This is a genomic window from Vicinamibacterales bacterium (genome assembly GCA_035699745.1).
GTDB lineage: Bacteria > Acidobacteriota > Vicinamibacteria > Vicinamibacterales > 2-12-FULL-66-21 > JAICSD01.
Genome location: DASSPH010000109.1, coordinates 1 through 21,970, shown reverse-complemented (window position 1 = coordinate 21,970; position 21,970 = coordinate 1). Strand labels below are relative to the sequence as shown.

17 protein-coding genes are annotated in these 21,970 nt (G+C 70.3%); 15 read left to right on the top strand and 2 right to left on the bottom strand.

Annotation, left to right across the window (positions count from 1 at the left end; genetic code table 11):
• Positions 1 to 28: 28 nt before the first annotated feature.
• Positions 29 to 832: a class I SAM-dependent methyltransferase gene (locus VFK57_25550; protein HET7699110.1), complete on the bottom strand. Its 804-nt coding sequence runs from the start codon at positions 830 to 832 to the stop codon at positions 29 to 31.
• A 137-nt stretch (positions 833 to 969) separates the two neighbouring features.
• On the opposite strand from VFK57_25550, the gene mutM reads away from it, so the two are divergent.
• Both mutM and VFK57_25540 read left to right on the top strand, forming a co-directional pair.
• A complete protein-coding gene (gene mutM / locus VFK57_25545) occupies positions 970 to 1,776 on the top strand; it encodes a bifunctional DNA-formamidopyrimidine glycosylase/DNA-(apurinic or apyrimidinic site) lyase (GenBank protein ID HET7699109.1) in 807 nt (268 codons plus the stop codon).
• 62 nt (positions 1,777 to 1,838) lie between these two features.
• Positions 1,839 to 2,042 (top strand): DUF6496 domain-containing protein, encoded by a 204-nt coding sequence (locus VFK57_25540; protein HET7699108.1) that lies wholly within the window; start codon positions 1,839 to 1,841, stop codon positions 2,040 to 2,042.
• A gap of 10 nt (positions 2,043 to 2,052) precedes the next feature.
• On the opposite strand, the gene VFK57_25535 is transcribed toward VFK57_25540, so the two are convergent.
• Positions 2,053 to 2,721 (bottom strand): FHA domain-containing protein, encoded by a 669-nt coding sequence (locus VFK57_25535; protein ID HET7699107.1) that lies wholly within the window; start codon positions 2,719 to 2,721, stop codon positions 2,053 to 2,055.
• 90 nt (positions 2,722 to 2,811) lie between these two features.
• Here VFK57_25535 and VFK57_25530 point away from each other — a divergent pair, with 90 nt between their 5' ends.
• The 13 genes from VFK57_25530 to VFK57_25470 all read left to right on the top strand — a co-directional run.
• Entirely contained in the window at positions 2,812 to 3,681 is an 870-nt protein-coding gene (locus VFK57_25530; GenBank protein ID HET7699106.1) for an FHA domain-containing protein, read from the top strand.
• A gap of 87 nt (positions 3,682 to 3,768) precedes the next feature.
• A complete protein-coding gene (locus VFK57_25525) occupies positions 3,769 to 5,457 on the top strand; it encodes a protein phosphatase 2C domain-containing protein (GenBank protein ID HET7699105.1) in 1,689 nt (562 codons plus the stop codon).
• Positions 5,457 to 7,400: a serine/threonine-protein kinase gene (locus VFK57_25520; GenBank protein HET7699104.1), complete on the top strand. Its 1,944-nt coding sequence runs from the start codon at positions 5,457 to 5,459 to the stop codon at positions 7,398 to 7,400. Before VFK57_25525 ends, VFK57_25520 begins: the two co-directional genes overlap by 1 nt.
• A gap of 2 nt (positions 7,401 to 7,402) precedes the next feature.
• Positions 7,403 to 10,618: an FtsW/RodA/SpoVE family cell cycle protein gene (locus VFK57_25515; protein HET7699103.1), complete on the top strand. Its 3,216-nt coding sequence runs from the start codon at positions 7,403 to 7,405 to the stop codon at positions 10,616 to 10,618.
• A gap of 10 nt (positions 10,619 to 10,628) precedes the next feature.
• The gene (locus VFK57_25510; GenBank protein ID HET7699102.1) at positions 10,629 to 11,417 is read left to right on the top strand and encodes an FHA domain-containing protein; all 789 of its coding nucleotides are present in this window, start codon (positions 10,629 to 10,631) and stop codon (positions 11,415 to 11,417) included.
• Positions 11,418 to 11,483: 66 nt separating this feature from the next.
• Positions 11,484 to 13,892 (top strand): ABC transporter permease, encoded by a 2,409-nt coding sequence (locus VFK57_25505; protein ID HET7699101.1) that lies wholly within the window; start codon positions 11,484 to 11,486, stop codon positions 13,890 to 13,892.
• 38 nt (positions 13,893 to 13,930) lie between these two features.
• Positions 13,931 to 15,325, top strand: coding sequence for a coniferyl aldehyde dehydrogenase (locus VFK57_25500; protein ID HET7699100.1), 1,395 nt, complete (start codon positions 13,931 to 13,933; stop codon positions 15,323 to 15,325).
• Between the two features lie 196 nt (positions 15,326 to 15,521).
• A complete protein-coding gene (locus VFK57_25495; GenBank protein HET7699099.1) occupies positions 15,522 to 16,100 on the top strand; it encodes an ECF-type sigma factor in 579 nt (192 codons plus the stop codon).
• The gene (locus VFK57_25490; protein HET7699098.1) at positions 16,100 to 18,553 is read left to right on the top strand and encodes a serine/threonine-protein kinase; all 2,454 of its coding nucleotides are present in this window, start codon (positions 16,100 to 16,102) and stop codon (positions 18,551 to 18,553) included. Before VFK57_25495 ends, VFK57_25490 begins: the two co-directional genes overlap by 1 nt.
• Before the next feature lie 81 nt (positions 18,554 to 18,634).
• Complete coding sequence (locus tag VFK57_25485) at positions 18,635 to 19,453, top strand: class I SAM-dependent methyltransferase (protein HET7699097.1); 819 nt, start codon at positions 18,635 to 18,637, stop codon at positions 19,451 to 19,453.
• On the top strand, positions 19,450 to 20,070 hold the full coding sequence (locus tag VFK57_25480) for a DUF3455 domain-containing protein (GenBank protein HET7699096.1): 621 nt from the start codon (positions 19,450 to 19,452) through the stop codon (positions 20,068 to 20,070). The genes VFK57_25485 and VFK57_25480 overlap by 4 nt, the downstream gene beginning before the upstream one ends.
• Before the next feature lie 66 nt (positions 20,071 to 20,136).
• Complete coding sequence (locus tag VFK57_25475) at positions 20,137 to 21,318, top strand: vanadium-dependent haloperoxidase (GenBank protein HET7699095.1); 1,182 nt, start codon at positions 20,137 to 20,139, stop codon at positions 21,316 to 21,318.
• 136 nt (positions 21,319 to 21,454) lie between these two features.
• Positions 21,455 to 21,970: dihydrofolate reductase family protein (locus VFK57_25470; protein HET7699094.1), on the top strand; the 516-nt coding region annotated here is incomplete at its 3' end.

Genomic DNA, 21,970 nt, shown 5'->3' with positions numbered 1-21,970 from the left:
GGCTTGTTCCAGGCGCGCGAATCCGCGGCTAGCCCACGACCTCGCCGCGGACCGCCCAGGCGCGCCCCTGCATCGAGATCGTGGCGCCGGTCGTCGTGCCGGTCAGCCGGTGCGCGAGCCGTTCGCGGAGCTGTTCACGAGCGGCGTCGGGCAGCGCCGCGATGAACACACCCGCCGGGCCCTGCCCGGCGAGAAACGGCTGCCAGTAGTCGTCGAACGATGCGAACGGCATGTCGATTACCAGGCTCGTCTCGACGACGTCTCGCAGCCCCCGGGCGCGCCACAACGCCGCCAGCTCGCCGGCGGTCGAGAAGCGCATGTGCCGTTCGTCCCTGCTATCCATCTCCGGGCGAAGCGCAATCGCTTCATCCCAGAACGTGCGCAGCATTTCCATGCCCCCGGCGTAATCCCATACCGCGGCCGCCACCGTCCCGCCCGGCCGTGTGACCCGGATCATCTGATCGACCGCCGCGCCGGGCTCCGGAACGAAGTTGAGAATGAGCAGCGAGAGAGTCCGGTCGAACGAGGCAGCAGGAAACGGAAGCTCGCGTGCGTCACCGACCCGGAACCGGACGCGGTCGGTTCCGTGACGGCGTGCCGCCGCGGTGACGTACGCCGCAGAGGGATCGACACCCGATACCTGCACTGACGGCCCGATGGCAGCGGCCGCCGCGGCAAGGGCGCCCGTCCCGCAGCCGACATCGAGGACGCTGTCGCCATCGCGCACCCCCGCGAACTGCACGAGCGCCGGCGCGAGCTTCCGGCTCCATCGCCCCATGAACCGCTCGTAGGCGTCGCCGGCGGAGAACATCCCGGGGGGCGTCTTCTGCATACATACAAACCTACCCTGAAGGAGGGCGGAGGCCGGCAGCGGACCCATTCGAAATGACATACGCTTCAGCGGCACGTCGCGCGCTCCGCACCCATCGGACCGATGCGTTGAAGCAGGCGTGGCGCAGGATCGCTGTCATGCCTGAGTTGCCCGAAGTGGAAACCGTGCGGCGCGAGCTGGCACCGGCAATGGAACGGGCCAGGTTCCAGCAGGTGACCCTGCGCCGGCACGACCTGCGCGAGCGGTTTCCGCGGCGCTTCCGCGAGCGGCTCGTGGGGGAGACCGCGCTCTCAGTGGACCGGCGGGCGAAGTATCTCGTCGTGCCCCTCTCGTCGGGCGAGACGCTGCTGATGCACCTGGGAATGTCCGGTTCGTTCCGGGTGAACGACAGCGAAACGGTCCCGCACGACCACGTGGTCTTTCACATGTCCTCGGGGTCGGTCGTCACGTTCAACGATCCCCGCCGGTTCGGATTGATGGACATCGTCGCGCCGGGAAGGCTGGAGCAGCACCCTGCGCTGAGCCGTCTCGGACCCGAGCCGCTCTCGGCCGAGTTCGACGGCTACACGCTGGCGCGCGGCTGCCGCGGCAAGCGGACGCCGCTCAAAGTGGCGCTGCTCGATCAGCGCGTCGTCGCCGGTCTCGGGAACATCTACGCGAGCGAGGCGCTCCATGTCGCGGGACTGTCGCCCAACCGCCTCGCCTCCACGATTTCCACACCGTCCGGTCTGCCGCGCCCGGCGGCGCACCGGCTGGCGGCGTCGATCAAGAAAGTGCTCGAGGACGCGATCGCCCGCGCCGCCGGTGGAGACTATCGAGGGTCGCGCTTCCGCGTCTACGACCGTGAGGCCGAGCGCTGCCGCCGGCCGCGCTGCACCGGCACGATCCGCCGCCGCACGCAGGCCGGACGATCGACCTTCTACTGCGCGGTGTGTCAGCGCTGACCGGCTGGCAGAGGTTGACGCGCACCGGCGGCACGCCTCACCATCGCATCGGAGGTGCCTGGATGGCCAAGCGCAAGTCGGCAGCGTCACGCAGCGTGAAGTCGGCGATGCACCGCAGGAAGAAGGGGACGTTGAAAAGCGGCTCGGGGCGCCGGGTGAAGAGCCGCAAGCAGGCGATCGCCATCGGTCTGAACGAAGCGCGCAGGAAGGGAGCAAAGGTTCCGCGCCGCAAGGGCTCGCGCAAGGGCTCCGCCAAGAAACGCTGAACGGACGGCGTCAGCGCCGCGACGAACGGACAGGCTCGGTCGCCGGCGCGGCAGCGTCCGACCACTCGCGAAATACCGTCTCTTCCGACCCGAAGGTCAGCGCGGCGCCGTCGGTGACATGACACGGCGTCGCGATCCGCTCGCCGTTCACGAACGTGCCGTTCGTGCTCCGCCGATCCTCGACCACTGCGCGGCCGTTGGCGATGAAGATGTGCGCGTGCTCGCGCGACACGCTGCCGGCGTCGATCCAGATGGCGCTGCCCGGGCTGCGGCCGACGACGTTCTCCCCTTCGGCGAGGGGCAGAATCGTGTCCTTCCACACCAGCCACCAGCGCGGCCTTGCCGGCGTCCGCCGCGGCTCGGCGCCTTCCAGCACCTCGATCTCCGCCGCGAACCGGTACCCGCGCCGCGAGACCGTGCAGACGTACGCGGGCGACTTCGGGTCGTCGCCGAGAGCCTTCCGGATTTCCGCCACCGCGTTGCCAAGGTTGGCCTCCAGCACCACGGCGTCCGGCCACAGCTTGTCCTGCAGCTCCGCCTTCGTCACCAGCGCGGGACGGCGCTCGATGAGGATCTGCAGCAGGTCGAACGACTTGGGCGCCAGGTGCACGCGGGCGCCGTCGCGGCGCAGCTCGCGCGTTGCGGTATCGAACTCGAACGAACCGAAGCGGACCCTCATGTCGTATCTGCGGAATGGTTACGGTTTCCCTGTGACACGGGTTCACACACCCCGTAATAGTAAGGGAGCGAAAGGTCGCGGGAGCACGGCATGGCGCAGGCGGTAAAGGCACCGACGGGGTTGAGCATCTGGAACGCGATGCGGGAAGAGCTGCGCCTGAACCTCTACCCGCTCCCCTACACGACGCTGCCGCCCGCGATCTTCCACGTCTACCTGCACCCGGCCGATTTCGATCGCATCGAAGGCATCGTCCCGCGCCTCGTTGCCGAGCTGCAGCAGGCGCTGAGCGACGAGGTGCGGCGCATCAACCAGGGGCGCGAGCGCTCGGGCGGCGTGCTGGCGCGACTCATCGCCCAGGCCGAAGCGCCCCCCATCGAAGTGCCGCCCGGCGGGTGGGAAGTTCAGGTGAACGCCGATCGCAACGGAACGCTGCAGCCAGGAGAGCTCGGCATCGATTCGATGCTGCCGCTGCCGCCGCCCCTGGAGTTCGGCGGACCGGCGACGACCCGGATCGTGAAATCGGTGCTGAACGAAAGCGGCCGAAGCAGCACGACGATCGAGGTCGCGCCGGCCGCCGCGGCGACGTCCCCTGCCGCCGAGATCGATCTGCGCGAGCGCGCGATGCTGACCTATGACGACGAGCAGGGGCATCACGAGTTCGCGATGTGCAAGGACACACTCTCGATCGGCCGCGGCGGCAGCTCGGTGTGGGTCGACGTCCAGGTCTTCACGTCGTCGAAGGTTTCGCGGGACCACTGCCGGATCCGGCGCGATCGCTCCGGGAGGTTCTTCATCCAGGACGCCAGCAGCTGGGGCACCTCGGTGAATGGCACGCCGGTTCCCGCGGCGATCAAAGGTCCGGACGGCGTGTTGCGCCCGGGCGCCGAGCACGAGCTTCCGGCGCCGTCGCGGATTCAGCTCGCCGACGCGCTCGTCATCGAATTCAGTCCCCGCCGATGAGCGCGCTCTACTGGCTCCACTTCGTCTATCTGGCGGCGCTGGCCGCCGCGCTGGCGTGCCTGTTCTGGCTGGCGCGGGTGCACGACCGTGGCTGACGTGCGAACGGCCGCCGCCGCGGTGCTGAGCGCCGCGGCGCGGACTCATCCCGGCCGCGTTCGCCTGAACAACGAGGATCTGCCCGTGCTCGACGCCGCGCGCGGGGTCTTCGGCGTGATCGACGGCATCGGCGGCCAGGCCGGGGGGGAAGTCGCGGCGGCGACGGCGCGTGACGTGATCCTGCAGCGTCTCGCCCGGCCGGTCGGCACGCCGGCGGAACGGGTCCGCGAAGCCATCGCCATCGCCAACAACGAAATCTACCGCCGCGCCGCTGCTTCGCCGGAGCTCGGCGGGATGGGGTGCGTGATCACCCTGGCCATCGTGTCGGACAGCCGGATCACGATCGGGCACGTCGGCGACACGCGCCTCTACAAGATCCGGCCGGAGACCGTCCGAAAGGTCACGCACGATCATTCGCCCGTCGGCGAGCTCGAGGATGCCGGCGGGCTCGCCGAGCCCGAGGCGATGCGCCATCCGCGCCGCCACGAGGTGTTCCGCGACGTCGGCACGATCTACCGCGACAAGGACGAGCAGGAGTTCGTCGACGTCATCGAGGAGCCGCTCGAGCCGGATGCGGCGATCCTGATCTGCTCGGACGGGCTCAGCGACATGCTTCCCGCGGCCACCATCGGCCATGTCGTCCGTCAGCATGCCGGCTCGCCGGAGCGCGTCGTCGAAGCCCTGGTCGCGGCGGCGAACGACGCCGGCGGACGCGACAACGTGACGGTCGTCTATGCCGAGATGCCGCTGTTCGCCGAGCGGCTGGGCCGCGCCGCCGACGTGGCCCTGACGCCGACGGAGGACATGCGATTCCCCGCCGCGGACGCGGAACCGATCGGCGTGCCGGCCGTTGCCGCCGCACGGCCTGGACGGTTGAGGCGCGCGCTGCGCGCGATCAATGCCAGCCGGGCCACGTGGTTCGTCGCCGGCGCGCTCGCGGGAGTCGTCGGAGCGCTCGCGCTGACGTGGTACGTCGCGACGACGCAGATGCGGCCGCCGCAGACGCTGATCGTCGCCCCCGACGGCAGCGCTCCGTACAGCCGAATCTCCGAGGCGCTCGCCGCCAGCCGTCCGGGAGATGTCGTTCGAGTCGAGCCCGGCGTCTACCGCGAATACGTCGAACTGCGCAGCGGCGCGGATCTGGTCGCGCGCGTGCCGGGAACGGTGACGATCGCGCGCCCGATCGGCTCGAACGCGGCGGTGCTGGCGTTGACCGGTCCGTTCAACGCCCGCGTTGCGGGAATCCGCGTCGAATCCGATACGCCGGTGGACGTCGGCGTCCGCGTCACCGCGCCGGCGGCCACGCTCGATCTGGTCGAGATCACCGGCGCGATCCGCCGCGGCATCGACGTGTCGCCCGCCTCGGCGGTAACCGTGCGCGGCAGCCGTTTCGCGATCCCCGGACCTCTGCTCGCCGTGCCGGACGATGCATACGCGACCGTGATCAACTCGGTGGCAGTGCGATCCGGGGGCACCGGTGGAACCGCGCTCTCGATTGGCACGTCAGCACGTGTCGTGTTGCGCGGCAATGTGTTCTCCGGCTACAGCGCGGACTTGATCGAAGGGATCGGCGCGGCGCGGCGTGCCGAGCTGCTGGCCGGGAACATCCTCGTTCCAGCCGAGGCCGCTCCGCCGCCGGTGCGTCCGGCGCCGCGGGCGCGCGGCGCCCAGGGGCGGTAATGGCGCGCGAGGACTTCGAGCTTCTCGATCCGAAGCCGATCGGGCGCGGCCAGTTCGGCACGGTGTTCGCCGCGCGGCGCCGCAGCGACGGACGGCTGACGGCGCTGAAGGTGATCCTCCATGCCGGCGAGAACGGCGCCGCGACGATCGCCGCCGAGAGGCACGGCGCGATCCTGCAGCAGGCCTTTGCCGCCGAGCACGGCATGGTGCCGGAGGTGTTCGACTTCGGGCCCGACGGCGACGACTTCTACATCGCCATGGAGCTGGTCGAAGGGCCGTCGCTCGAAGAGCGGCTGCGGCGCGGCCGGCTCCCGTACGACGACGCGGTCGGCCACGCGATCTGGCTGTGCCAGTTCCTCGATCGCGCCCACGGGTTTTCCGCCACCATCGAGCAGCGCCGGTACCGGCTGCTGCACAACGATCTCAAGCCGGCGCACCTGAAGATTCCCGAGAACGGCGAGCGCAAGGTGCTCGACTTCGGCATGGCGAAGGTGCTGGAAGAGGCGCGCGACCTCGCGACGGACGTGGGGCGCACCATCGCGTATGCGGCACCTGAGCGGCTGCGGTCGGAGCGCGTGAACGTGCACGCCGACTTCTGGTCTCTCGGCGTGATGCTGTACGAGATGGTCTCGGGCCATCGGCCGTATCCGCTGCTCGAGGATCCGCGGCTGCGGCGGCAGTTGTACAGCGCCATCACCAACAACGCGCCGCGCGCGGCGCTTCCCCCCGATTGTCCCGTCCACCTGCAGGCGATCATTCACCGGCTGCTCGCGTTTCAGCCGGCGCATCGCTATCAGCGCGCCTCGGAAATCCTCGCCGACCTCGAGCGGTTCGCGCGGCGTGAGACGCCGATGGCGGCGGTCTACTACGAGACGCCGGCGACGCTGCCCGTCTCGCGGGGCGCGGCCGCGGCGGTGGTCGAGACGGAGCCGGTGACTCTCACCGAACCGCGCCTCGCACCGCCTGCAGTGGCGATGACCGATCCGCTTCCGGCACCACCCCCGCCGCTCGCGGCGAGGACGGAGGCTGTGCCGGCGGTTCAGCCCGCTGGCGTTCCGCCGGCGCGGACGGCGGCGCGTCCGGCGCTGCGCCGGCTCGCGGGGGCAATCGCCACCGTGTTGCTGATCGGCATCGTGCTCACCGAAGGCGTCGAGTGGCTGTTCGCCGAAGGGTTCCGCAAGACGATTCCCGGCATCGACGAACGCGCCGTCGTCGCCGCGCGTGAGGCGTACGACGCGATCGAGCGCTGGGCGCTCCTCGACGTCGGCCTCCGGATGCGGGTCAACAGTCAACTGCTCTCGACGCTGCGTACGGTCGGAGACCGTGTCATCGCCGATTACCGGCGCGAGGTGCCGACCATGGGGCCCGAGGAGTGGCGGCAGGCGCAGGCGGCCTTCGCGTGGGCGCGCGTGCTGGCGCCGCGGGACGGGACGCTGCTCGCGAAGCAGTTGACGGCCGATGCGCACGTGCGGCGGCTGGCCGCGCAACGGGCGCGCCCGCAGAGCACGCCGCTCGCGCAGGCGGCGGTCGCACGCTTCCGGGACGCGGCGGCGGCGGATCCCAGGTCGTTCGATCCGTACGTCGGCATGGCGATGACGCAGCTCTACGTCCTCGCGGACGTCGACGGCGCCATTCAGTCGCTCGACGAAGCGGTCAAGCGCGGGTACTCGATCACTCGACGCGACACGGCGCTGCTCGGCGACGCCAGCTTGCGCCGCGGACTGATGGGCAAACGCCGCGCGGCGCTCCTGACCGGCGATCAACGCATCGTCGCACTCGAGAAGGCGAAGGCGGATTTCGAGACCTGCGTTGCGTCCTTCGAACGCATCGTCGAGTTCGGGAACGCCGCAAAGCACGTCGAGACCTGCAAGACACAGCTTCGGCAGATCGTCCAGCAGCTGACGCCGGAAGAGGCGCTGCCCCAGGAGGGCAGGGAGTTCTAGCCATGCGCGTCGTCCATGCGGAACGGATCGACCAGCCGGCGGCAGACGGGCGGCTCCACAGCCTGAACATCGAGCTCGCCGGACTCGCCATCGCCTCGGCGATCGTGCTGTGCGGCGTGGTGCTGACCTGGACGGCGAAGATCGGCGCGCCTGACCTCACGCCGGCGGGTGGCGTCATTCCGCTGTATGCGGTGAAGAGCGCCGCCGAGCTCGAACCGGCGCTGACGATGTTCGAGGCGGCGCCCGCGCGGGAATCGGCGGCGCGCGCCCTGTTCGCGCGAATGACCGCGCCCGGCGGTCTCGATCGCGTCGGACAACTTCGCGAAGTGCGCACACGAACGGGCCATGCGCTGCTGTCGCGCCAGGACATCGTCGCGCTGAAGCCGCGGCTGGCGGTCAGGAGCATCGCACAGTTCTCGCGGCGCGTCGCCGGGTCCGTGGCGATCTTCGTCGCGGCGTTCTGGCTGGCGCATCTGTTCCGCCGCCGGCGCCGGCGCCACGACGATCCGCTGCTGCTGCCGGCGCTGATGATGCTGTGCGGGATCGGCCTGATGACGATGATCGCGCTGCGCGATCCGATCCGCGACACCGTCAGCGCGGAGCTGTTCGCGGCGGGGGCCGCCGCGGGTGTGCTGGTGATGGTTGCGGTGTCGGAGGTGGATTTCGAAGCCTCACGGCTGCGGCGGGCGGTGCTGCTGCCCCTCGGCCTCGCGTGCGCGCTGGCAGCGCTGCTGCTCGCGTTCGGCAGCGGTCCGGGCACCAGCGGGGTGAAGGTGAACCTCTTCGGCGCGCAGCCGGTGGAAGCGATTCGCCTGCTGGTCGTGTTCGCGCTGGCGGCGTACTTCGGCCGGCGCATGGAGCTGCTGCGGGAGTTGTCGGAACCGCCGACGGCAGCGCGGCCGTGGCTGCGTTACGTGCGCCTGCCGCGATGGCGCGACGTGCGCCCGGTGCTCGCCGGCATGACGCTGGTGCTGTTGTTCTTCTTCTTTCAGAAGGATCTCGGGCCGGCGCTGGTGCTCTCGTGCGTGTTCCTGGGCATGCTCGGCATGGCGCGCGGACGGCCCGGTCTCGCGGCGCTCGGCCTGGCGCTGCTGTTCGCCGGATTCGCGGCCGCCTACTGGACGGGCATGCCGGCGACGGTCCGCAACCGCGTGATGATGTGGGCGGACCCGTGGAACAACGGCGTACCCGGCGGCACGCACGTCGCGCAGGGGCTCTGGGCCTTGTCGACGGGCGCTGTCTGGGGCAGCGGCGGCGGACTCGGCAGCCCCAATGCCATCCCGGAAGGGCATACGGACTTCGTGCTCGCCGCGATCGGCGAAGAGCTCGGCTGGATCGGCTTCGCGGTGGTCGCCGGGCTGTACGCGTTCCTCTGCTGGCGGTGTCTGCGGATCGCGCGTCGCGCGCCCGGGGACTTCACGTCGTTCCTCGCCGTCGGCGTCGTTCTCGTGCTCAGCGTGCAGGCGATCGTGATCGCCGGAGGGCTGGTCGGCCTGATTCCGCTCTCGGGCGTCGTCACACCGTTCCTGAGCTACGGCCGTTCGTCGATGCTCGCCAACTGTGCCGCGATCGGCATCGTGCTGTCGATCGCGCGCCGGCAGTCGCGCGATCGCGCGCACATGCGGACGCCGATACGCTTCGTCGCCGCGGCGCTCGGCCTCGCGGGCGCGGCCATTCTCTCGCGCGCCGCCTGGATCCAGGTGGTTCGCGCCGATGACTTCGCCGCGGCGTCGAGTCTCGCGGAACAGGCGGACGGCGGCTATCGGTTCGAGTACAACCCTCGACTGCTCGCGGCGGCGCGTTCGCTCGAGCGCGGCAGCATCTACGACCGGAACGGCCTGCCGCTGGCGACGAGCCGGGCGAACGAGATATCCGCGATCGGCGTCACCTACGCGAACGCCTCCGGCGTCGCGGTCGACGACTGCGCCGATGACCGCGTTCGCTGCTATCCCCTCGGCGGCCTGGCGTTTCACCTGCTCGGCGACTGGGCCACGCAGGCGAACTGGGGCGCGCGCAATTCCTCTTACCTCGAGCGCGACAGCGACGCCAGACTGAAAGGCTTCGACGACCATGCGGCGGTCGTCGAGGTGGTGAGTCCGCGCAGCGGTGAACGGACGCAGGCAGTCCGGCGCGACCTGCGCGACCTGCTTCCGCTCGTGCGGCAGCGCTACCGCCCGCGCAGCGCTGCGGTGATCGCGATCCGCTCGCGCGAGCGCGACCTTCACACGACGCTGGATGCACGCTTCCAGGCCCGCGTCGCCGCGGCGCTGCGCGACGGCATCGCCGCCGGCCGCGTCGCCCGCGGCGCGGCAGTCGTCCTGGATGCGGCCACCGGCGAGCTGCTCGCCGCCGCGAGTTACCCCTGGCCGACGCAGGGAGCGGCGGGCCGTGATGTCGCCGGTAACCAGGACGATGCGGCGCAGTGGCTCGACCGGGCGCGGTACGGCCTGTACCCGCCGGGATCCACCTTCAAGTTGATCGTCGCCGCCGCCGCGCTGCGCACGCACGAAGATCGCGATCGCTTCGTGTGCCGACGGCTGCCGGACGGACGCGTGGGCAATTACGTCCGCGGCATGTCGCGGCCGGTGCGCGACGACCTGCTGGACACCGTGCCGCACGGCGAAGTCGATCTGGACCGCGGTCTCGCGGTCTCCTGCAACGCGTACTTCGCGCAGCTCGCGCTGGCGATGGGTCCGCGGCCGCTGATCGACGCCGCCTCGCTGTTTCAAATCAGCGTCGCACGCTCGTCCACGCCTGACGGTGTGAGGCCGCACCTCGCGCAAACCGGTTATGGCCAGGGGGAAGCGCTGGTGACACCGCTGAAGCTCGCGCGCGTGTCGGCGTCGATCGCCGCCGGCGGCGGGATTGTACCCGTGCGATGGGAGGCATCGGCGGAAGACACGGCAGGCCCGGGAACGCGCTTCCTGTCCGCGCGTGACGCGGAGCGGATCGCGCGGGCGATGCGCGCGGTGGTCACGTCCGGCACCGGACGCAGCCTGCGATCGCTGCCGATCGCCATCGCCGGAAAGACCGGCACTGCGGAGATCGGCGGCGCGGCGGCGCACGCCTGGTTCACGGGCTTCGCGCCCGCATCGGGGAAGGGACGCCGGATCGCCTTCGCAGTGCTCGTCGAGAACGCCGGCTATGGCGGCCGCGCCGCGGCGCCGATCGCCGGCGCCATCGTCACTGCCGCGAGCGAGCTGGGCCTGATCAAGTGAGGAGGGGGCGGTGACGGAACCACTGTGGGACGCCGCGCGCACGTTCGGACGGCGCGTGCGCAGTTTCTTCGATGCGCCGCCGGATGCGGATGCCGCGCCGCTGGAACTGCTGCAGTCCGCGCTCGACCAGCTGGAGCAGAAGGTCGTGCCGGCCGGCCGCGGCACCCGCATCTTTCCCTACAACCGCGTTCGCGTCTTCGTGACCCAGCCCTCCGCCGACGCCGCCGCCCTCGATGCCGTGTTCGCACAGCTCGAGCGGCGGTTGCGGGAGCGGCTCGCGGAACTGCGCTGCGAGCCCCCCGGCGCCCTCGACGTCAGCGTCACCGTGTCCGGCGGCGCGCAGGACGGCGCGCCGGTGCTGCGGGTGGACTGCGCCGCCGAGCGCGACGCCGCTCCTCGTCGAACCCTCGGCACCATCCCCGAGCTGCGCCTCCGGATCGTCAAAGGGCAATGCGACAACAGCGAGTACACGTTCGCGGCCGGCGCCGTGTCGATCGGCCGAGGCTCCGAGCCGGCCGACGCCCTGGGGCGCGTGCGGCGGAACGACGTGGCGTTCAGCGACGCGCGCGACGGCGTGAGCGAGACGGTGGCCCGCGCCCACGCGCGGATCGAGTTCGACGCGGCGGCCGGCGCTTACATGCTGTTCAACGAGTCGAGCACCAACCCGACGTTCCTTCTCCGCGGCGGGCGGACCCTGAAAGTTGCGCCGCGTGACCGCCGCGGCGTGCGCCTCGCCTCCGGCGATGCAATCCAGCTGGGCCGGGCCGTCGTGGCGATCTCGCTTGGCGAGCGTCCCTGATTCCCTCGGCGGCGGCTGAAACTTCCGCACCATTCGAGGGTCTTGTAAGGTCGGAGGCACCGGCCGATGATCCTCACGAGTTTCCTGACCGACGTCCGGCGCGATCTGGCTCTCGGCGTCCGCCTGCTCGCCCGCTATCCGGGGTTCTCGGCCGTCTCGATCGCCACGCTGGCCATTGCGATCGGCGGCAACACGGCGGTCTTCACCATCGTCAACGCGCTCCTCCTGACCCCGCCGCCCGTCAGCGAACCCGGCAGGCTGGTTCGCGTGTACCCAGGGCAGAGCCTCACCTCGTGGCCCGTCTACGAAGACATTCGCGATCGCGCCGGGGTGTTCTCGAGCGTCGCCGCATATCGGCTCACGTCGATGAACCTCGACCAGGGAGGCACGGCGATCAGGCTGCGCGGACAGATCACGTCCGCCAATTACCTGACCCTGCTCGGCGTCCGCCCTCACGTGGGCGATACCTACCGGGCTGACGACGCCACGGCTGCCAGCGTCGTCCTTGCGCATCACGTCTGGAGGCAGCGTTTCGGGTCGGATCCCGCGATCGTGGGCCGAACGCTGGTGCTCGGCGGCCGATCGGTGCAGGTGTCCGGTGTGATGGCGGACGGATTCCGCGGGACCGCACCGCCAGGATTCAGGCTCGACTTCTGGATGCCGCTGGATCCGCGCCGCGCCGGGGACGCGACGCCAAGCCGGCTGCTGCCTCAGTTCGAGGTCGTGGCGCGGCTGAAGCCGGGGATCGAACGCGAGGCGGCAACCGCGGCGCTGCGGACAGTGGCTTCACAGCTGCGACGCGAGTACCCCGAACTCCCCGAGTCGCTGGCCGGCATCGACGCTCGCCCCCTGTCGGGAGTGCATGCGTTCCAGGGAATGATCAGCATCGTCTGGCCGATCTTCGCGTTCCTTTTCCTGCTCACGATCGTGTCCGGCTTCGTGCTGGTGATCGGCTGCAGCAACATTGCCGGACTGCTCGTCGGACGCGCCGCGCTCCGCCAGCGGGAGATCGCGGTCCGGCTCTCGCTCGGATCCAGCCGCGGCCGCCTCGTGCGGCAGCTGTTGACCGAGAGTCTGGTGCTCGCGGGAGCGGGCGGAGTGGCCGGACTGCTTCTCGCCGCCGGGCTCGTGGGGTTCGTGGAACTGGCGATTCAACGGATGCCCTTCCCGCTCCATCTGGATCTCGCGCTCGACCGGCGCGTGCTCGCCTATGCGATCGCGCTTTCGACGGCGACCGCGGTCCTCTTCGGCCTGTTGCCGGCACGACAGGCGGCACGCGTCGATCTGACCACGTCGCTCAAGGCGGACAGCAGCGGATCGCCCGAGCGGCGCCGGCTGCGGCGCGCGATGGTCGCGCTGCAGGTCGCGGTGTGCTCGGCGCTCATCGTGTGGAGCGTACTGTTCGTGCGCAGCCTGGGCAGGATTCACGCGATCGAACCGGGCTTCGATTCAACCGGCGTCGTCCTCGGCACCGTCGAGATCGATCGCAGCCTCGATGCCGCACGCGGAGATCAGATTCTCAGCGACTGGACGCGGCGAGTCGGCGCGTCCCCCGGCGTTCATTCGGCGGCGCTCGCCACCATCGTGCCGCTCGCGCTCACCGGCCGCGAAGAGTTCGACGTCTCGCTGCCGGCGGACGCGGCGGGCAGACGGCGGCGCGTGCTGGCAAGCCGGGTCTCACCCGGATGGTTCGCGACGCTCCGCATCCCCCTGCTCGCCGGCCGCGACTTCACGTGGGAGGACCGCCGCGGCGCGCTCCCGGTGGCCATCGTGAACGACACGCTGGCCAGGCAGTTCTGGAACGGCGCGGCGCTCGGGCAGCTGGTGCGCTACGGGAGCCGCACGCTCGAAGTAGTCGGGGTGGTCAGAGACAGCAAGTACCGCACGCTCGGCGAAGCGCCGGCGCCCGTCATCTACCTGCCGATCCGGCAGCAATACAGCCACTTCGTCACGATGCATGTCCGCACGTCGGACCCGCGCGGCACGGCGGCGTTGATGGCGAGCGAGCTCGGCCGCCTGTGGTCCGGCGCAGAAGTCCAGATCGAGTCCATGAGCGACGCCGTCGCCGTCGCTGTTCTGCCGGCGAGGATAGGCGCGCTGGTCACCGGCGGGTTCGGCGCTCTCGCGGTCGCGCTCGCGGCTTTCGGCGTCTACGGGCTGGTCTCGTTCACCGTCGTCCAGCGCGCGCGAGAGATCGGCATCCGGCGCGCGGTGGGGGCGACCGCCGCAGACGTCCTTCGCCTCGTGCTGCGCCAGCATGCGGGAGTCATCGGTGCTGGGCTGACGGTCGGCGTCGCCGCCGGTGCGCTGGGCGGTACAGTGCTTCGATCGTTCCTGGCGGGTGTGGGCCCCGCGGATCCGCCCGCGCTGGCCGCCGCGGTCGTCGTCGTCGCAGGTTCGGCCTTCGCGGCAACTGTTGCGCCGGCGCTGCGCGCCGCGCGCCTCGATCCCATGGCGGTGCTGCGCGACGGCTAGATCACCCGCCGCTCGCGTCCCGTTAAACTGGGACGCAGGTGCTTCAATCGCGGCTCGAGGCGCAGCGCGCGGCGTTCGCGCGCGGCGCGCCGGACTACACGGCGCGGATGCGCGCACTGGCGTCTCTGCGCGACGCGCTGCACGCTCATCAGGACGAACTGGCGCGGGCGGTGTGGGACGACTTCGGCGGACGCGCCCGCGAAGAGACGCTCGCGCTCGAGCTGTTTCCTCTGTTCGACCAGATCAGGCACGCACGGCGCCACTTGAAAGAGTGGATGACGCGCCGCCGGGTGCGCTCGTCCTGGTTCCTGCTGCCGAGCCGCGCCTTCTACTTCTACCAGCCGCTCGGCGTCGTCGGCGTGATCGGCGCATGGAATTACCAGCTGCTCCTCACGCTCGGGCCCCTCGTCGATGCGCTCGCCGCCGGCAATCACGTCATGGTCAAGCCGTCCGAGATCACGCCGCGTTCCGCAGACGTGATCGCACGCATTCTGGCCGGCACTTTCCCGCCCGAATACATCACGTGTGTCACCGGCGGTCCGGACGTGGCGGCGGCGTTCTCGGCATTGCCGTTCGATCACCTGTTCTTCACGGGATCGACCCGCATCGGCCGGAAGGTGATGCAGGCCGCGGCCGTGAACCTCACGCCGGTCACGCTGGAGCTGGGGGGCAAATCCCCGGCGATCGTTCACGAGAGCTATCCACTCGGTCTGGCCACCGAGCGCATCGTGTCGGCGAAGCTGTACAACGCCGGGCAGACGTGTGTCGCGCCGGATTACGTGATGCTGCCCGAAGGGAGCGAAGCGGCATTCGAGTCGCACGCGCGCCGGACGGCGACGGCTCTGTATCCGCGCATCGCCGGCAACCCTGACTACACGCGGATCGTGAATCAACGGCACTTCGAACGTCTGCGCGGCGCAATCGCCGACGCGGCGGCGAAAGGCGCACGCGTGGTGCCGCTTGGGGAGAATACCGCTTCGCCCGACGACCGTGCGCTGCCGCTGACGCTGATCTTCTCGCCGACCGATGCGATGGCGGCGATGCAGGAAGAGCTGTTCGGCCCGGTTCTGCCCGTCGTGCCCTACCGCACGCTCGACGACGCGATTGCGTTCGTGAACGCGCGCCCGCATCCGCTCGCGCTCTACTACTTCGACGAGGATGCGCACCGGCAGGACGAGGTCTTGAGGCGCGCGATATCCGGCGGCGTCACCATCAACGACTGTGTCTACCATCTCGGGCAGCACAATCTTCCTTTCGGCGGCGTCGGCGCCAGCGGCATGGGGCAGTACCACGGGTTCGACGGCTTCGTGACGTTCTCGAAGAAGCGCGGGGTGATGATTCAGCCGCGGCGCGCGGCGACCGGCGCCTTCCGGCCGCCCTGGGCGCGGCGGCGGCGGCTTCTCGACGCGATCCTCTGGCTGGCGCGCCGGTAAAAAAAGGGCCGCCGGGCCGCCGGCGGGTGTCGGGTTTCCCCGTCCGTTTGCGTTTATGACTGACATGGCGACCTTTTCTCACGCGAAAACCGGCGCGCCGGCGGCTGCCGTGCCGTATGATCCCATTCCGGTAACTGACGGACGAAGTTGGACTTCCGGCCGGCGCCCGGAAAAGGCCCGGGTGCTCCATCCGGTTATGGATCAACGGACCCTCACCACGCTCTTCGAGTCGGCGGAACGGGGGGATGCCGCGGCATCCGAGACCCTGTTTGCCGCGCTGTATACCGAGCTGCACCGGCTTGCCCGCCGGGAGCTCGGCCGGCGGGGCGGCCAGGTGACCCTGAGCGCCACGACGCTGCTGCACGAGGCCTATATAAAGATGTCCGACCGCGACGACGTCGCGTTCCCGGACCGGCCGCGGTTCATGGCGTACGCGGCGCGGGTGATGCGCGGGTTGATCATCGATCACGTCCGGCGGCGCCACGCGCGGAAGCGCGGCGGGATGTTCGAGATCACGGCACTGCAGACGACGGTCGCAGACCAGATGGCGGATGAACAGGAGCTGCAGCGGATCAGCGACGCCCTCGACGAGCTGGCGACGGTCGACGCCACTCTCGCCGAGACGGTGGACCTGAAGTTCTTCTGCGGGTTTTCGTTCGCGGAGATCGCGGCGATGCGCAACCTGTCCGAACGGACCATCCAGCGGCAGTGGGAGAAGGCGCGGCTGTATCTGCATCGGGCGATCGGCGATACGGCACAGGGCCTCGGACGCTGATGTCGATTCTCTCCGCCGATCGCTGGCGCGCGTTGAGCCCGTACCTGGATCGCGCCCTCGATCTGACGGACGAGGAGCGCGAGCCGTGGCTCGACACGGTGCGCCGCGACGATCCCGCGCTGGCAGCCGACCTGCAGAGTCTGCTGGCCGAGCGGGATGCGATCCACGACTCCGGGTTCCTCGAAGGGCCCGCGGTGATGGTCGATCCGGCGGTATCCCTCGCCGGCCTGCGTGTCGGCGCCTACACCCTGGTGTCGCCGATCGGCCGCGGCGGCATGGGCACCGTCTGGCTGGCGGAACGCAGCGACGGCCTGTTCACACGCAAGGCCGCGGTCAAGCTGCTCAACGCCGCGCTGATGGGCCGCGGCGGCGAGGAGCGCTTCAAGCAGGAAGGCACTCTTCTCGCCCGCCTGACGCACCCGCACATCGCGCACCTGCTGGACGCCGGCGTCACCGGCACCGGTCAGCCATACCTGGTGCTCGAGCTCGTCGACGGCCAGCACATCGACCGGTACTGCCACGCGCACGCGCTCGGCGTCGAGGCGCGCCTGCGCCTGTTCCTCGATGTGCTCGAGGCGGTGGCGCACGCGCACGCCAACCTGATCGTTCACCGCGACCTCAAACCGTCGAACGTGCTGGTGCGCGAGGACGGCGTGGTGAAGCTGCTGGACTTCGGGATCGCGAAGCTGCTGGACCACGAGCACGACGCTCCCGCGGTCGCGCTCACGGTCGACGGCGGACGCGCGCTCACGCCCGAGTACGCGGCGCCCGAGCAGCTGACCGGCGGCCCGATCACCACCGCCACCGACGTGCACGCGCTCGGTGTGCTGCTCTACGTGCTTCTCGGCGGGCCGAATCCGGCCGCCGGCACGAGCGGATCCGCCGCCGAATTGATCAAGGTCATCGTCGAGACGGATGCGCCGCGGCTCTCGGACGTCGCGCCGAACGGCAAGAGCCTGCGCGGCGATCTCGACAACATCGTCGCGAAGGCGCTCAAGAAGCGTCCGGAGGAGCGCTACCCGTCCGTCACCGCGTTTGCGGACGATCTGCGGCGCTACCTGAATCGCGAGCCGGTCAGCGCCAGGGCCGATACGCTCGTCTACCGCACGACCAAGTTCGTTCAGCGGCGATCGGGGGCGGTCGCGACCGCCGCCGCTGTCGTGCTGCTCGTGGGATCGCTGATCGGCATCTACACCGCCCGGCTCGCCGCCGAGAGGGATCGCGCGCGGCTCGAGGCGGACAAGTCGGCGAAGATGAGCGAGCTGCTCACCAGCCTGCTGACCGGCGCCGATCCCTATCCGACGCGGGACCGCGAGCCGACGGTGCGGAACATCCTGGATGCCGGCGCCGAGCGGGTGCAGAACGAGCTCGGCGGTCAGCCCGAACTGAAAGCCGAGATGCTGACGGTGATCGGCCGGGTATATGCGCGGCTCGGGCTGTACGACAAGGCGAAGCCGCTGCTCAGCGAGGCGCTCGCGCTCGGCCGGCGCGACCCCGCCGACACCCCCCGCCTGGCGCAGACGCTGAACGACCTCGGCGTGCTCTCACGGGAGCAGCGCGACACCGACGGCGCCAGGGCGCTGCTCGAAGAGTCGCTGGCGATGCGCCGCCGTCTGTTCGGCGACGTGCACAAGGACGTCGCGGTGACGCTCGTGGAGCTCGGGCGCGTCTACGTCGACCGCGGACTGGGCGATCGGGCCGAACCGCTCTACCGCGAGTCGCTCGACATCCGCCGCAAGGTCTTCGGCGAGGTCCATCGCGAGACCGCGGTGAGCAAGTCGTCGCTCGGGCTCGTGCTGCTGAACCGCGGCGACCTCGCCGCCGCCGAACCGCTGCTGCGCGAGGTCCTGGACACCACCCGCAAAGTGCTGCCGGCGGACCATCCCAATGTCGCGGCGAGCTGGAACAGCATCGGCCTGCTGCTGCTGGAGAAGGGAGACTTCGCGGGCGCCGAACCGATGATCAGGCAGTCGCTCGCGATCCGCCGCAAGCAGTTCGGCGACCGGCACGTGGGCAACGTCCCGAGCCTGCACAACCTGTCCGTGTCCCTGCGCGAGCAGGGACGGCTCGATGAAGCGGCAGCCGTGCTCAACGACGCGATCGCCTTCACTCGCGAGAGTCTCGGCGACGACAACCCGGGGCTCGGACGGCTGCACTTCCAGCTTGGCCGCGTGCATCTCGCCCGCAAGGACTGGACGACGGCGGAACATCTGCTGCGCGATGCCTTGACCCGCCAGCAGCGGACGCTGCCGGCGGACGACTGGCGCACCGCCGCCACCAGGAGCGCGCTCGGCGCCGCGCTGACGCCGCTCGGGAGGTACGACGAAGCGGCGCGCCTGCTCGAGGAAGCCGCGCGCGTCCTGAAGGACGTCCCCGGCCGGCAGGGCCGCGAAGCCGCCGCCGCCCGCGCCCGTCTCGCGGCGCTGGATCGCGCCCGCGCCGCCGGCCGCTGATTCTCCGCGTCGTCTTTCTCCCCGGCATTTCGTTTCTTCCTGTAGACGGCCACCTCACGGCCGTCGCTGAGGAGAAACGACATGACCAGCACGACGGCATCCGCGGTTCAACCGCACAACGAACGGCCGGCCGCGGTGTGGAGCTCGGGAGGCCGGCTCTACGAGGAGATCAGCCGCGGCATCGCTGACTCGATCGAGCACTGCGTCCTGCGCCTCGACCCGAAGCCCGGCGAACGCGTTCTCGATCTCTCCACCGGCACCGGCTGGACGTCGCGCGTCGTGGCGCGGCGCGGCGCCGCGGTCGTTGGCGTCGACATCGCCGCCGATCTGCTCGACGCGGCGAAAGCGGCCGCCGCGCGCGAGAAGCTGACCATCGAATACCGGCTCGGCGACGCCGAGTCCCTGCCCTTCGAAGACGGCGCCTTCGACGCCGTCATCTCCACCGTCGGCGTGATGTTCGCGTCGACGCAGGAGGCGGCCGCCGCCGAACTGGCGCGCGTGTGCCGCAAGGGGGGGCGCATCGCGCTGACGACGTGGACGCCCGACGGCAACGTCTTCGGCATGTTCAGCGTGATGAGGCGTTACATGCCCGCGCCGCCGTCGCCGGCCCCGCGCTCGCCGTTCGAGTGGGGCCGCGCCGAGCGCGTCCGCGAACTGCTCGGCGGCGCGTTCGATCTCCGCTTCGAGCGCGCGACGTCGTTCTATCGCGAGCCGAGCGCGGAGGCGGCGTGGGAGACGTTCTCCGCCGGCTACGGACCGACCAAGACGCTGGCGATGAGCCTGGATCCCGGTCGACTGGCGGAGCTCCGCCGCGACTTCATCGCGTTTCATACAACCTTCGCGACGGAACTCGGGATCTGCGTTCCGCGCGAGTATCTGCTGACCGTAGGTGTCCGATGAAAACTGCACTGATTCGTTACGTGACGTCCGCATTCATGCTGCTCTCGATCGTGATCGGTTCCGCGTCGGCGCAATCGGCGCCGGCGCTGGAAGTGCCGCCGATGCCCGATACGCTGCAGGTCCCGGCCGGCAACACGCTGTTCTTCGGCGCACGCGCCGCCGGCACGCAGAACTACGTCTGCCTGCCGATCGCGAAGCGTCAGGTCGGGTGGCGCTTCCTCGGACCGCAGGCGACGTTGTTCGCCGACGGCACGTCGGGCGCGCCGCAGCAGGCGACGACCCACTTCCTGAGCGTGAATCCGCTCGAGGCGCTGGCGCGTCCGACGTGGCAGCACTCGATCGACACGAGCAGGGTCTGGGCGCGCGTGCGCACGCCGTCCACGGATCCGCTCTACGTCGCCCCGGGGGCGATCCCGTGGCTGCTGCTCGAGACCGTCGGCACCGAGGCTGGACCCGACGGCGGCGCCTTCCTGGCGCAGACCACGTTCATCCAGCGCCTCAACACGTCGGGCGGCGTCGCGCCGTCGAGCGGCTGCACCAACGACGACGACGTCGGAAAGGTCGCGCTGGTGCCGTACACGACCGACTACTTCTTCTACCGGAAGTCCCAGGACTGATAGCGCCTTTCATACAGGAGTTCATGCGATGAAGGTTCGGACGCGGTCACCGACTGGGCGCTGATCGTGCAGCAATCGATTCACAACGCCGGCGCGCCGCGCAGCGCCGGCACGTCCGAGATCCTCCACACGACCGTCATGCTGGCCATGTACGACGTGGTGATCGCCATCGAGGGCGGGTTCGAGCCCTACGCGGCGCGGATTCAGGCGCCGGCCGGCGCCGACGCAGGGGCGGCGGCGGCGACTGCCGCGTATCGCACGGCGCGGGCGCGCGTCGCGGCGTCGCAGGTCGCGTTCCTCGACGGCCAATACGCCGGCTACATGGCGGCCATCGCGGACGGTCCGGCGAAGAGCGCCGGCGTGCAGGCCGGCGAGCAGGCGGCGGCGGCAGTCCTGGCGCTGCGCGCGAACGACAACTTCGGCACCGTCGTGCTCTTCGAATGCAGCGGCATTCCGGTCGCCGTTGGCGAGTTCGAGCCGGACGCGGGCTGTCCGGCGACGCCGGCGGCTCCGCAGCCGGTGGACGTCAAGGTGGGCCGCATCCTGCCGTTCACGTTCGCCGATGCCGCCGCCTTTCGCCCGGCCGGTCCCGATCCGTTGACCTCGAGCGCCTTTGCGGAGGACTTCAACGAGACGCGCGAGTACGGCCGGATCGACAGCACGGTGCGGACCGCCGAACAGACCGACGTGGCCTACTTCTGGGCGGAGAACCCCTACGTGCACTGGAACCGCAACCTGGTGCGGCTGGCGATCGCCAGCGGGCTGAGCCTGCGTGACGCCGCACGGTTCTTCGCGCTCGTGCACACCAGCGCGGCCGACTCCATCATTGCCGGCTTCGAAGCCAAGTACTTCTTCCGCGCGTGGCGGCCGCGCACGGCAATTCCCCGCGCCGACAGCGACGGCAATCCGGATACGGACGCAGATCCCGCCTGGAAGCCGCTGCTGAGCGTGAATCATCCCGAGTATCCGTCCGGACACGGGTTCTGGTCGACGGCGGTGCTGGAGGCCGTCAACGCGTTCTTCGGCTCGAACCGCGTCACCTGGACGCTGGCGACGTCGAAGACGGCAGTGCCGCAGGTCGTGCGGACGGAGCGCACCTTCGACCGGCTCAACGCCATCCTGCTCGACGTGACCAACGCGCGGGTGTGGGCCGGCCTGCACTGGCGCCATTCGATGCGCCACGGCGCGCAGATCGGCCGCCACGTCGCGGCGCACGTCTCGCGCAACTTCTTCCGTCCGGTTCAGTAAAGGATCGACGGAGCCGCCGCGAGCCGTTCCCCCGACGGCGCGCGGCGGCAGCTCGTCCGTCGTTCTTGCACCGTCCCGCCGCCATTCGCGATAATCTCGACCGCTGCGGCGGCAACCCAATTCAGCCTGAACCGTCATGCGACACGTGGTCTATGGCTGCGCGATGAGCCTCGACGGCTTCATCGCCGGACCGAACGGTGAGTACGACTGGATCGTGATGGATCCCGACATCGACTTCGCCGCCCTCATGGCGCGGTTCGATACGTTCCTGATCGGCCGCAGGACATTCGAGGCGATGCGGCGCATGGGAGACGCGGCGCCCCCGGCGCCGGGCGTGCGCAGCATCGTCTTCTCGCGAACGCTTCGCGCCGAGGATTGCCCGCTCGCGACGCTCAGCGACGACGCGGAAACGATGGTGCGGCGCCTGCGCACCGAGCCCGGCAGGGACATCGCGCTCTTCGGAGGGGGCGACCTGTTTCGCAGCCTGCTTCGCGCCGGCCTGGTGGACGAAGTGAGCGTCGCGGTGGTGCCGGTGCTGCTCGGCGCGGGCGTCCCGTTCCTGCCTTCTCCGGCCAGCGGCGCGAAGCTCGAACTGACGAAGCACCGCGTCTACGAGAAGAGCGGCATCGTGGCGCTCGACTACAGGATCGCC